Here is an 11,620-nt window from a genome sequence, read left to right on the forward strand (position 1 = left end):
CTGACAACGGCCCTGGTCCAAGGCCCCCTTCACTGGCCGACGCGGCCCGGCCGGAGCACCTTGGTGAACAGCACCGACCCGCCCTCGGCCCGCAGGCGCACGGTCAGCTCCGCGCTCTCGCCGTCGATCTCCACCTCCCCGAAGTACTGCGGCGACTCCATCGGCGAGACGTTCGCCCGCTCGGGGGCCCGTACGAAGACCCGGTCCGGACCGAAGGTGCCGTCCAGCGCGTTGGCCGGGAACCCGCCCGCCGCCAGCGGGCCCGAGACGAACTCCCAGAACGGGGCGAAGTCCTTGAACGCCGCCCGCTCCGGCGCGTAGTGCTGGGCCGACGTATAGTGCACGTCCGCCGTCAGCCACACCGTGCCGGTGATCCTGCGGTGCTTGACGAACCGGAGCAGTTCGGCGATCTGCAGCTCCCGCCCCAGGGGCGCTCCGGGGTCGCCCTGCGCCACCGCCTCGAAGTCGACCGCCCCGTCCGGGACCACGAGCCCGAGCGGCATGTCGGCGGCGATCACCTTCCACTCCGCCCGGGAGGCGGCGAGCGCCCGCTTCAGCCACCGCGCCTGCTCGGCCCCGAGGATGCCCGTCGTGTCGTCGGCCTGCCGCCCGGGGGAGTTGGCGTTGCGGTACGAGCGCATGTCGAGCACGAACACGTCGAGCAGCGGGCCGTGGTGGACCACCCGGTACATGCGCGAGCGCCGCCCGGAACCGTACGAGGGCGCGAGCGGCACGTACTCGCGGAAGGCGCGCACCGAACGCGCCGCGAGGATGTCCACGTTCTTCTCGGTGTAGCGGACGTCGTCCAGGATCTGGCCCGGATACCAGTTGTTGCGCACCTCGTGGTCGTCCCACTGCACCACGGAGGGCACCTGCGCGTTGAAGCGGCGGACGTTGTGGTCGAGCAGGTTGTAGCGGAAGTTGCCCCGGTACTCGTCCAGCGTCTCGGCGACCTTGGCCTTCTCCTCGGTCATCACGTTGCGCCAGACCCTGCCGTCCGGCAGCGTGACGCTCTCCTCCAGCGGGCCGTCCGCGTAGACGCTGTCGCCGCTGCACAGGAAGAAGTCCGGGTCCAGCCGGCGCATCTCCTCGTACACCCGGTAGCCGCCGGTCTCCGGGTTGATGCCCCAGCCCTGCCCCGCGATGTCGCCCGACCACAGGAACCGCACCCCGGAGCGGCGCCGGGCCGGAGCGGTGCGGAACGTCCCGTACACCGGTTTTCCGGTACGGCGCGGATCGGCCGGGTCGGCGAGCGTCACGCGGTAGTGCACCTGCTCGCCCGGGGGGAGGCCGTACAGCGGGGTGGTGCCGGTGAAGTCCGTTCCGGGGCCGATCGTCGGCCCGTACCACCGGCGCGCCCGCCGGAACGACTCGGTCGCCGAGGTCTCCACCAGCATCCGGGCGGGCCGGTCCGAGCGCACCCACACCAGCGCCGACGACGAGGTGACACCGCCCACCTGCACACCCCAGGACGCCTCGGGGCGCCCCGCCAGGTGCAGCGCGGGGGCCGCCGAGGAGACCGCGGGCGTGAGGGCGACCGCCGCCGGGGCGATCAGCGAGCCGCGCAGGACGGCGCGGCGGCCGGGCGAGGGGACACGGGGGCGGAGCGGACGGAGCGGACGGTAGGACACGAAGCGCCTCCGGGGCGGTGGTCGGGCGGGGCGCCGTTCGCGGGAGGACCGTGGACCGGCGCCGGTCTCGGCCCATGCCTAGCGTCCCGCGGAGGCCGGAGCCCCAACCCCGGGTGAACGGTGCCCGTCGTCCCGGCCCGGCCGGTCAGCCGGGGGCGGGCCGGCCGGAACGCACCGCCGCCGCCAGTGCCGCTACGCCCCGGGCGATGCCGGCGGGGGTGAGGTGCGCGTAGCCCAGGACGAGCGGCAGGGCGCCGTCCCCGGAGTCGGCCGTTCCGCAGTCGCGCAGGGGCCGCAGCGCGATGCCCGCCGAGGCCGCCCGCTCCAGGAAGAGGTCCTCGGGGCCGTACCGGGCGGGCAGCCGGGCGATGACGTGCAGCCCCGCCGCGATGCCGCTGACGGCCGAGCCGGGGAAGTGCTCGCCGAGTGCGGTCACCATCGCGTCCCGCCGCTCCCGGTAGGCCCGTTGGCAGCGCCGCAACTGCCGGTCGTAGCCGCCGCGCACGATGAAGTCGGCCAGGGTCGCCTGGTCGAGCACCGGGTTGCCGAGGTCCATGGTCCGCTTGCGGGCGACGACCCGCTCGGTGAGCGCGGCGGGGGCGACCAGCCAGCCGAGCCGCAGACCGGGAGCCAACGACTTGCTCACGGACCCGGTGTAGAAGACCCGCTCGGGATCCAGCCCCTGGAGGGCTCCCACCGGCTCCCGGTCGTAGCGGAAGTCCCCGTCGTAGTCGTCCTCCATGATCACGGCGTCCGCTCTCCGCGCCCAGTCCAGCAACGCGCCCCGGCGCCGCGCGGAGTACCCGATACCGGTGGGGAACTGGTGCGCGGGTGTGGTCACCACCGCGCGCACGCCGGAGCGCTCCAGGGGCGCGAGGGCGAGTCCCTCGTCGTCGAGGGGGAGCGGGACCGTGTCCAGACCGGTCGCCGCGAACAGCGTCGCGTGCTCCGGACTGCCCGGGTCCTCCACCCCGACCGAGGCCACGCCCTCGTCCCGGAGCACGAAGCCGAGCAGGGTCGTCGCCTGCGCCACCCCCGAGCAGACCACCAGGCGCTCCGGGTCGGCCACCACGCCCCGGCGCCGGGCGAGCAGTCCGGCCAGGGCCTCGCGCAGCTCCGGGAGCCCGCGCGGATCGGGGTAGCCCAGGGCGCGGTGCGGCAGCCGGCCGGACACCGCCCGCTGGGCGGCGCTCCACGCGCTGCGCGGGAAGAGGGACAGATCGGGGGTGCCGGGCCGGAAGTCGTACCGCGCGCCCGCCGTACGCGGCGCACGATCGCGCACGGGACGCTCCGCCGCGCGTACGCCCTCGCTCACCCAGGTGCCCGCGCCCCGCCCGCTGCGCAGATACCCCTCGGCGGTGAGCTGCTCGTACGCCTCGGTGACCAGTCCGCGCGACACCCCCAGATCGGCGGCGAGCTCCCGGCTGGAAGGCAGCCGGGTGCCGGCCGCGAGGCGGCCGGAGCGCACCGCCTCGCGGAACGCGGACCGGAGCGCGCGCCCCCGCCCGCGCGCCGGAGCGGCGGCCGCGGGCAGCAGCAACTCCCAGGCCGGAGAGAGGGGTTCGGCCGAGGAGTGGTCCGCATTGGTCCCCGAAGACGTCATGGAAGTGGACCTTAAACCGGCCCGGCGGCGACCCTAGCGTCGCCCCCATGAACACAACCTCTCTGCGCGGAGTCCTCCTCGCGGCCTTCGCGTGTGTGCTGGTGGGGGCGTCCTTCACGGCCAACAGCGTCCTCGGCGACTACCCCTTCGCGGGCGGCCAGGCCCTCCGCTACGCTCTCGCCGCGCTCCTGCTCGTCCCCTTCCTGCGGGGCGGCCCCGACTCCGTCGCCGACCGGCTCCGGAGCCTGAACCGCCGCCAGTGGGGGCGGATCGCGCTGCTCGCCGCCGTGGGCATGGTCGGGTTCAACCTGGCCGTCCTGGCGGCCGAGCAGTCGGCGGAACCGGCTGTCCCGGGGGTTCTCGTCGGCTGTGCGCCCATCGTGGTCGGGGTGCTCGTCCCGCTGCTGGAGCGCCGTCGCCCGACCCGCCTCACGCTGTACGCGGCCGGCCTCGTCGCCGCCGGGGCGTTCACCGTCCAGGGCTGGGGGCGCACCGACCCGGCGGGCGTGCTGTTCTCGGTCGGCGCGCTCGCCGGAGAGGTCGGCTTCGCGGTCCTCGCCGTCCCCGTGCTGCGGCCGCTCGGCGCGAAACTGCTCTCCGCGACGGTGTGCGGCGTCGCCGCCGCCGAGTCGGCGCTGCTCGGTGTGCTGATGGACGGCGGCTCGTTCCTGCGGGCGCCGACCGGCGGTGAGGCGGCGGCGCTGCTGTGGCAGGCCGCCGTCGTCACCGTGATCGGGTTCGTCTGCTGGTACAGCGGGATCCAGCGCATCGGGGCCGAACGCGCCACCCTCTTCTCCGGGTTGATCCCCGTCTCCGCCGCCCTCACCGCACCCCTGGTCGGATCCGGGACGTACGGGCTCGCCCAGGGCGCGGGGAGCCTCCTGGTCGGAGCCGGGGTGGCGTACGGCTCCGGCGTCCTGGGCCGCCGTCCCGCGGCCGGAACCCCGCGCTCCGGCCGACCGGTCCGGGGCTCGGGGTCAGCGGCTGGTGTCCAGGATGACGCGGGACACCAGCGCCGGATCGTCGTTCATCGGGACGTGCCCGCAGCCGGGCAGCCGGACGAGCCGGGCGTCCGGGAGCGCCCGCTTGGCGCGGATCCCCTGCCTGCGCGGCAGGATCCGGTCGCCGGTGCCCCAGGCGACGGTGACGGGGACGTCCTTCACGTTCAGGTCGAAGGGCGCGCCGCGGCCGGCCGCCATCGTGGCGTGAAAACCGGTCGCCTCGCGCAGGGCGAGCGTCTCGGCGACGACGGCCTGCGGTGAACGCCTGCCGGGCCGGGCGTAGATGGCGCCGGTGAGAACCGCCCGGCCGGCCGCGCTGCGCGACAGGCGCTCGATCAGCGGCACCGGCATCGCCAGCGCGGCCCGGCGCATCGCCCGCAGCGTGCCGAAGGCGTACCGGCGCTCGGGCCCGTTCCAGAAGCCCGCCGGGGAGAGCGCGGTCACCGACCGCGCCAGGCCGGTGCGGCCGAGCTCCAGCGCGAGCAGGCCGCCCAGGGAGTTCCCCGCCACGTGGGGGCGGTCCAGGCCGAGTTCGGCGCAGAACGCCCCGAGGACCGCGCCGAAGGTCGGGAGGTCGTAGGGGACTCCGTCCGGCAGCGCGGGCGAGGTGCCGAAGCCGGGCAGGTCCACGGCTATCACCTCGCGCTCGGCGGCCAGGATGCGGGCCACCGGATCCCATGCCCGCAGGTGGTGCCCGATGCCGTGCAGGAGAAGCACCGGCTCACCCGAGCCGGTCCGTTCGTAGGCGACCGCGACCCGGTGGGGGCCTGCGGTCGTCGCGACGGTGAAGGAGGCCGTGGTCGTCATGGTGCTGCTCCCTGAGGTGGGTAGACATCTCGTCAACAACAATTACCGCCGGGTAGCTTGCAGTTCAAGGGGCAGGGGCGTTTCCCGCTGGACAGCGGATGGGCCGTGGGCTGGGATGGAGTGATGAGCGCCGACGCCGCGACCGACCTCTTCGAAGAGCACCGACCCGTCCTCACCGGGGTCGCCTACCGCATGCTCGGCCGGGTCGCCGACGCCGAGGACGTGGTCCAGGAGGCGTGGCTGAGGTGGTCGGCGGCGGACCGCGACGACGTCCGCGAGCCGCGGGCGTACCTGGTGCGGATCACCACCCGGCTGGCCGTCGACCGGCTCCGCCGCCTCCGCTCCCGTCAGGAGTCGTACCCGGGGCCGTGGCTGCCGGAGCCGCTGGTCACGGACTTCGGCCCCGCCGTGCCCGACACCGCCGAGCGCGCCGTCCTCGCCGACTCCGTCTCCCTCGCCGTCCTGGTCGTCCTCGAATCGCTCTCGCCGCTGGAGCGCGCGGTGTTCGTGCTCCGGGAGGCGTTCGGCTTCCCGTACGCCGAGATCGCCCTCGTGCTGGACCGTACCGAGGCGGCCGTCCGGCAGCTCGGCGGCCGGGCCCGGCGGCACGTGGAGGAGCGCAAGCCCCGCTACGACGTGGATCCGGCCGAGCGGCGCGACCTCACCGAACGTTTCCTGGCCGCCGCCTCCGGGGACGGCATCGAACCCCTGCTCGAACTCCTGGCCCCGGGCGTCCGGCTCGTCAGCGACAGCGGCGGCAAGGCGAAGGCCCCGCGGCGGATCATCGAGACCGCCGACAAGGTCGGCCGCTTCCTCTTCGCGGTGGCGGGGGGTCTCGGCGCCGACGGGGAGGTCCGCATCGTGGAGCTCAACGGCGCGCCCGCCGCGGTCTTCTTCGTCGGAGGGAAGCCGGACACCGTCTTTCAGATCGAAGTCGGCCAAGGCGTCATTCAATGCGCCTATATCATTCGGAATCCGGACAAGCTCCTCGGATTGTCCTTCGCGTAGTCGCGGACCCCGCCGGCCCCGTCGGCGGTGCGGACCCGCCGAGCCCCTGGTCGCAGCCCTGCCGCCCGTCCCGGCGGCGGGGCTGCGTGCTGCGCCCACCTCACGGCGGCGCGAACGTCGTGTGAACGCTCTGCGCCAGAGTTCCGTTTCGTTCCGTTACGGAATAAGTATTGGTCTTGACCAAGGGGGTATGCCGTCCTAGGGTCTCCACTTAAGGCAGGAACCTTTAATAAATAACGTCGCGGAATAGACGCTGGGCGATTGCGGAGGATCAGGGTGGGGACCACGCAGCTGGAATCGGTGCAGGAGCCGAAATACTGGCACCTCAAGACCGTGCTCAGTGAGGCACTCGACTCGGACTTTGCGGTGGGGGAGATCCTGCCGAACGAGCGGGACCTCGCGGCACGGTTCGGTGTCGCCCGCGCCACGCTCCGGCAGGCCCTGGAGCAGCTCGAACTGGAAGGCCGACTGCAGCGCCGCCGCGGCGTCGGCACCACCGTCGCCCCGCCGCGCGTGGGCGTCGCCGTCTCCACCGCCCAGCACGAGTGGGCCGGCGACGTGGGCGGCGAGGCGTGGCAGCCGGTCGACAGCACCATGGCCAAGGCCCCCGCGCCGGTCGTCGCGATGCTGGGAACGGACCCGGCCGAACCGGTGCACGTGGTGCGCCGGATCCGTGACACCCAGGGCCAGGTGGTGGCGGCGGAGCTGCTCTACATCCCCGCCTCCTCCGTGCCCGACCTCTCCGCCATCGAGGCGCCGTCCGGACCGGTGCGGGCCCGCGGCGTCCTGCGCGAGCTGCACCGGCTCGGCCTGCAGGGCCAGGACCGCTCCGTGGAACTCGGCTCCGCCCGGGCGGACGACGCCAAGGAACTGGACCGGCTCCCCGGCGCCCCCGTCCTCGTCGTCACCACCCGCTACCTCACTGCGGACGGGACGGCGGCCGTCTCCGTGGCCACCTACCGCGCGGACACCTGCCGGCTCACCTTCGGGGACTCCGGCGCGCTGGAGATCAGCCACGACGAGCAGCCCGAGCGCCGGGCGTCCTGACGCCTCCGGCCCGCCCGGCCCCCCCCGCCCGCCGCTCCCGACGGTTCCGGCCGTCGAGGACCGGCGGGCGCGCGCCTCCCCCCCGCATCCCGCGCTCAGCGGTGGGCGGTCGGGGCCCGCCCGTACTCAACGCCGGGCGGTCACCGCCCCCTCGACGGCGAACAACTCCTCCTCGACGTGGTCGAGGGCGAGCCGCAGCGCACCCGTCGCGACGGCGGCCTCCCCGAGCAGCGACAGCGTCACCCGGGGCGGGCGCAGGCAGTAGCGGGCCAGCTCCCTGCGGAGCGGTTCCAGCACCCCGTCCAGTCCGGCGGCCCAGCCGCCGACCACGACCAGCTCCGGGTCGAGCGCCAGCACCAGCGCCGCCACATCGTGCACCAGCCGCTGGAGGAACCGGTCGACCGCCGCCCGGGCCCCCGCGTCGCCCTGCCGCGCCTTGGCGAACACCGCGGCCACCGCCCGCTCGTCCAGCGGGTCCAGCGGCGTGTCCGTCGTCGACAGCAGGTGCTCCGGCGTCACCTCCCGGCCCAGCAGGTGCAGAGCGCCGATCTCCCCGGCGGCCCCGCCGAACCCCCGGTGCAGCCGCCCCCCGATCAGGGAACCCGCGCCCGGGCTCAGCCCCGCCAGCACGAAGACGACGTCGTCGGTCCCCATGGCCGCGCCCTTCCAATGCTCCGCCACGGCGGCGGCGTTGGCGTCGTTCTCCACCAGCACCGGGCAGCGGAACGAACGGCGCAGCCGCTCCCCGAGCGCGAGGCCGGTCCAGTCCGGCAGCGCCGTGCCCAGCCGTACCGTGCCGTCGGCCTCCACGATGCCCGGGCTGCCCACACCGACCGCGCGCAGACTGCTCCGGGCAACCCCGGTGCGGCGCAGCACGTCCGCGATGACGGCCCGGACCTGGTCGAGCCGGTCGTCCGCGCCGGCCGTCTCCGACACCGCCCGGGAGCCGGCTCCGACGATCCGCCCGTCGAGCCCCGAGATGAGCGCCGACACCCGGTGCGGGCCGATCTCCACCCCCAGGAGATGCCCCGCCTCCGCGCGGAAGCGGAACCTCCGCGCGGGGCGCCCCTGACGCCGTGCCTCGCTCTCGTCGGGCACGGCCTCGACCACGAGACCGGCGTCGAACAGCCCCTCGACGACCCCTTCGACCGTGGGCCGGGAGAGCCCGGTGAGCTGCGTGAGGTCCGTCAGCGTGAGCGCGCCGGCTCCTCTCAGGGCGTGCAGCACCACCGCCGAATTGATCCGCCGCAACAGGGACGGGTCCCCACCGGTCAGCCGACCCACGGTATGTCCTCCCAGCTCGTGCGCATGTCTGCCGGATCGTACTCGCTGGTCGTGTGCCCTGCGAGCGGCCGGAAAAGCCGGTATCGAGCCGCAACCTGGGGGCGGCCCCGAGCAGGAGGCCCCGGCGGGGAGGAGTCCCGGGCGCCCCGGGGACCGGCCGGGCGCTCAGCCGGGGCGGTACGGGTCGGCGGCGGGCCGGCCCCCCGGGGGAGGGGTGGGCGCGGCGTCCTCGGACACGGCGTTCCGGAGGCGGCCGTACTCCTCGGCCATGGTCGCCACCGTCCAGTGGGCGTTGAGGCCGCTGGGGTTGGGGAGCGCCCACACGCGGGCGCCGCCGACCGTGCGGTCCTGGGGGCCGATGCGGGCCCGGGGCTCCCCGAACGCCGTGCGGTAGGCGGTGATGCCCACCACCGCGAGCCACCGCGGCGCGAGCCGTTCGACCTTCGCCTCCAGGGCGGCCCCGCCCCGGCGGAACTCCTCCGCCTCCAGCTCGTCGGCGCGGGCCGTGGCCCGCGCCACCACGTTGGTGATGCCGAGTCCCAGCCCGAGCAACTCGGCCTGCTCCGAGGGGCGCAGCTGCCGGGGCGTGAACCCCGAGCGGTGCAGGACCGGCCAGAATCTGTTCCCCGGGTGGGCGAAGTGGTGGCCCGTCACAGCGGCCGTCAGGCTCGGGTTGATGCCGCAGAAGAGCACGCGCAGACCGCCCGCGACCACATCGGGGACGATGCGGCCGCGGGCGGCGTTCAGCTCTTCGGGGGTCATACGGCCTCGGGGGTCAGGCGACGGGGGCGGCCCCGGTCACAGGATCGAGCCGGGGGCGTACCCCGCGGCCTCGGGGTACCGCTTGGTGATCTCCTCGATCCGGGCGACCACCGAGGCCACCTGGTCGCCGGCCGCGCCGGTGAACGAGAGCTTGTCGGCCATCAGCCCGGCCAACTGCGCCCGGTCCAGCGGAATCCGCTCGTCCGCGGCGAGCTTGTCCAGCAGCTCGTTGCGCTCGGCGCCCTGTTCCCGCATCGCGAGGGCGGAGGCGACCGCGTTCTCCTTGATCGCCTCGTGCGCCACCTCGCGGCCCACCCCGGCCCGTACGGCGCCCATCAGGACCTTGGTGGTCGCGAGGAACGGAAGGTAGCGGTCCAGCTCGCGCGCCACGACCGCGGGGAACGCGCCGAACTCGTCCAGCACCGTCAGGAAGGTCTCCAGCAGACCGTCGAGGGCGAAGAACGCGTCCGGGAGGGCCACCCGGCGGACCACGGAGCAGGACACGTCGCCCTCGTTCCACTGGTCGCCCGCCAGCTCGCCCGTCATCGAGGCGTAGCCGCGCAGGATCACCATCAGGCCGTTCACCCGCTCGCAGGAGCGCGTGTTCATCTTGTGCGGCATCGCGGAGGAGCCGACCTGGCCGGGCTTGAAGCCCTCGGTCACCAGCTCGTGGCCGGCCATCAGCCGGACGGTCTTGGCGACCGAGGAGGGCGCCGCGGCGAGCTGCACCAGGGCGGTGACCACGTCGTAGTCGAGGGAGCGGGGGTAGACCTGGCCGACCGAGGTGAAGGCCTCGGTGAAGCCCAGGTGCGCGGCGATGCGCTGCTCCAGGTCGGCGAGCTTGTCCGCGTCGCCGCCGAGCAGGTCCAGCATGTCCTGCGCCGTGCCGACCGGGCCCTTGATCCCGCGCAGCGGGTAGCGGGAGAGCAGGTCCTCCAAGCGGCCGTGGGCGACCAGCAGCTCGTCGGCCGCGGTCGCGAAGCGCTTGCCCAGCGTCGTCGCCTGCGCGGCGACGTTGTGCGAGCGTCCGGCGATCACCAGCTCGCGGTACTCCGCCGCGAGCTTGCCCAGCCGGGCGAGCACGGCGACCGAGCGGTCGCGCATCAGCTCCAGCGAGAGCCGGATCTGCAACTGCTCGACGTTCTCCGTCAGGTCCCGGGAGGTCATGCCCTTGTGGACCTGCTCATGGCCGGCGAGGGCGTTGAACTCCTCGATCCGGGCCTTCACGTCGTGCCGGGTGACCTTCTCGCGCTCGGCGATCGAGACGAGGTCGACCTGGTCGAGCACGCGCTCGTAGTCGGCCAGCGCCGCGTCGGGCACCTCGATCCCGAGGTCCTTCTGAGCGCGCAGCACCGCCAGCCACAGCCGGCGTTCCAGCTTCACCTTCTGCTCGGGGGACCAGAGGACGGCCAGCTCCGCGGAGGCGTAGCGGCCGGCCAGGACGTTGGGGATGCGAGGCTTCGCAGACACGGCGTTCACGTGGACGGATTCTACTGGCGGTTCGTGCAGGCCGACGCCGCGCCCCGGGTTGTGGCTTGCTACGAAGGCGGGGGAGGGGGCGCGGCGAGGGGCGGCGGACCGGCGCCCGGCTCAGTCGCTCTCCCCGGCGCCCACCGCGGCGTCGGGGGAGAGGGCGCGCCGCCATCCCGTCACCGGGCCCGGGTTCTCCGGGTCCGCGGGCGTGATCCAGAAGGCCCGGCCCGTCGCGGCGTCGACCTGCGCGCCCCGGCGTCCGTCACCGGAGGAGCGGCCGGTGAGCCGCCGCGCGATCCAGGGAGCCAGGTGCTGACGGGCGAAGCGGATGTCCTCGGTGCGCCGGGTTGCCCAGCGCGGCGGTGAGCCGGGGGGCATCGGCGCCCGCCAGTCCAGCTCGGCCGGCAGCCCCAGGGCCTGCCAGACGGCCTCGGCGACCCGCCGGTGCCCTTCGGCGGTGAGGTGCAGCCGGTCGACGTCCCACATCCGGGGGTCGGCGAGCGAGGGCGCGGAGTAGAGGTCCACCACGACGGCCCCGTGCTGCCCGGCCAGGTCGTCGATCAGGGCGAACAACGCCTCGATCCGGGGACGGAACCGGTCGAACACCGGTCCGCTGCGCCCGGGGCTGCGCATCAGCACCAGCTGTTCGCAGGAGGGCGCGAGACGCTCCACGGCCTCTTCGAGCCGCCCCCTGACCATGGCCATGTCGCACTTCGGGCGGAGCGTGTCGTTGAGCCCGCCGACGAGCGTGACCACATCGGGCCGCAGGGCGGCCGCCGCCTCCACCTGGTCGTCCACGATCTGGCCGATGAGCTTTCCGCGCACGGCGAGGTTCGCGTACCGGAAACCGGGGGACCGGGCCGCCAGCCGGGAGGCGAGGACGTCGGCCCAGCCCCGGTACGTGCCGTCGGGGAGCAGGTCCGACATGCCCTCGGTGAACGAGTCGCCGACCGCGACGAGACTGGTGTATGAGGCATTCGGTTTCATGGCCCGGAGATCCTACC

9 protein-coding genes and 1 pseudogene are annotated in these 11,620 nt (G+C 74.4%); 3 read left to right on the forward strand and 7 right to left on the reverse strand.

The genetic code is table 11. The features are described from left to right. Positions 1-29: 29 nt before the first annotated feature. Together AMK24_RS21215 and pdxR are read right to left on the reverse strand one after the other, a co-directional pair. On the reverse strand, positions 30-1,631 hold the full coding sequence (locus AMK24_RS21215; protein WP_073770401.1) for an alkaline phosphatase D family protein: 1,602 nt from the start codon (positions 1,629-1,631) through the stop codon (positions 30-32). 145 nt (positions 1,632-1,776) lie between these two features. Then, the gene (gene pdxR / locus AMK24_RS21220; RefSeq protein ID WP_073770402.1) at positions 1,777-3,234 is read right to left on the reverse strand and encodes a MocR-like pyridoxine biosynthesis transcription factor PdxR; all 1,458 of its coding nucleotides are present in this window, start codon (positions 3,232-3,234) and stop codon (positions 1,777-1,779) included. A gap of 47 nt (positions 3,235-3,281) precedes the next feature. Between pdxR and AMK24_RS35445 the strand changes: the two are divergent. After that, a pseudogene (locus AMK24_RS35445) lies at positions 3,282-3,695 on the forward strand (EamA family transporter); the annotation flags it as partial. A gap of 516 nt (positions 3,696-4,211) precedes the next feature. On the opposite strand, the gene AMK24_RS21230 reads toward AMK24_RS35445, so the two are convergent. Next, positions 4,212-5,042: an alpha/beta fold hydrolase gene (locus tag AMK24_RS21230; protein ID WP_073770404.1), complete on the reverse strand. Its 831-nt coding sequence runs from the start codon at positions 5,040-5,042 to the stop codon at positions 4,212-4,214. Between the two features lie 123 nt (positions 5,043-5,165). On the opposite strand from AMK24_RS21230, the gene sigJ reads away from it, so the two are divergent. Continuing rightward, positions 5,166-6,050, forward strand: coding sequence for an RNA polymerase sigma factor SigJ (gene sigJ / locus AMK24_RS21235; protein WP_073770405.1), 885 nt, complete (start codon positions 5,166-5,168; stop codon positions 6,048-6,050). 276 nt (positions 6,051-6,326) lie between these two features. After that, on the forward strand, positions 6,327-7,097 hold the full coding sequence (locus AMK24_RS21240; protein ID WP_073770406.1) for a GntR family transcriptional regulator: 771 nt from the start codon (positions 6,327-6,329) through the stop codon (positions 7,095-7,097). A 126-nt stretch (positions 7,098-7,223) separates the two neighbouring features. Here AMK24_RS21240 and AMK24_RS21245 read toward each other — a convergent pair whose 3' ends face one another. From AMK24_RS21245 to AMK24_RS21260, 4 genes are all read right to left on the reverse strand, one after another. Continuing rightward, positions 7,224-8,381, reverse strand: coding sequence for an ROK family protein (locus AMK24_RS21245; RefSeq protein ID WP_073770407.1), 1,158 nt, complete (start codon positions 8,379-8,381; stop codon positions 7,224-7,226). A gap of 165 nt (positions 8,382-8,546) precedes the next feature. Beyond that, the gene (gene mug / locus AMK24_RS21250; protein WP_073770408.1) at positions 8,547-9,143 is read right to left on the reverse strand and encodes a G/U mismatch-specific DNA glycosylase; all 597 of its coding nucleotides are present in this window, start codon (positions 9,141-9,143) and stop codon (positions 8,547-8,549) included. A gap of 36 nt (positions 9,144-9,179) precedes the next feature. Further along, complete coding sequence (purB, locus tag AMK24_RS21255) at positions 9,180-10,613, reverse strand: adenylosuccinate lyase (protein ID WP_073770572.1); 1,434 nt, start codon at positions 10,611-10,613, stop codon at positions 9,180-9,182. A 120-nt stretch (positions 10,614-10,733) separates the two neighbouring features. Further along, the gene (locus AMK24_RS21260) at positions 10,734-11,603 is read right to left on the reverse strand and encodes an SGNH/GDSL hydrolase family protein (protein WP_073770409.1); all 870 of its coding nucleotides are present in this window, start codon (positions 11,601-11,603) and stop codon (positions 10,734-10,736) included. Positions 11,604-11,620 lie beyond the last annotated feature (17 nt).

Origin of the sequence: Streptomyces sp. CB02366, assembly GCF_001905905.1 — a bacterium.
Lineage (GTDB): Bacteria > Actinomycetota > Actinomycetes > Streptomycetales > Streptomycetaceae > Streptomyces.

Bases quoted from the DNA above. Each gene is read 5' to 3' on its own strand.
- pdxR (WP_073770402.1), bottom strand. From the start codon at position 3,234: ATGACGTCTTCGGGGACCAATGCGGACCACTCCTCGGCCGAACCCCTC.
- AMK24_RS21230 (WP_073770404.1), bottom strand. From the start codon at position 5,042: ATGACGACCACGGCCTCCTTCACCGTCGCGACGACCGCAGGCCCCCAC.
- sigJ (WP_073770405.1), top strand. From the start codon at position 5,166: ATGAGCGCCGACGCCGCGACCGACCTCTTCGAAGAGCACCGACCCGTC.
- mug (WP_073770408.1), bottom strand. From the start codon at position 9,143: ATGACCCCCGAAGAGCTGAACGCCGCCCGCGGCCGCATCGTCCCCGAT.
- AMK24_RS21260 (WP_073770409.1), bottom strand. From the start codon at position 11,603: ATGAAACCGAATGCCTCATACACCAGTCTCGTCGCGGTCGGCGACTCG.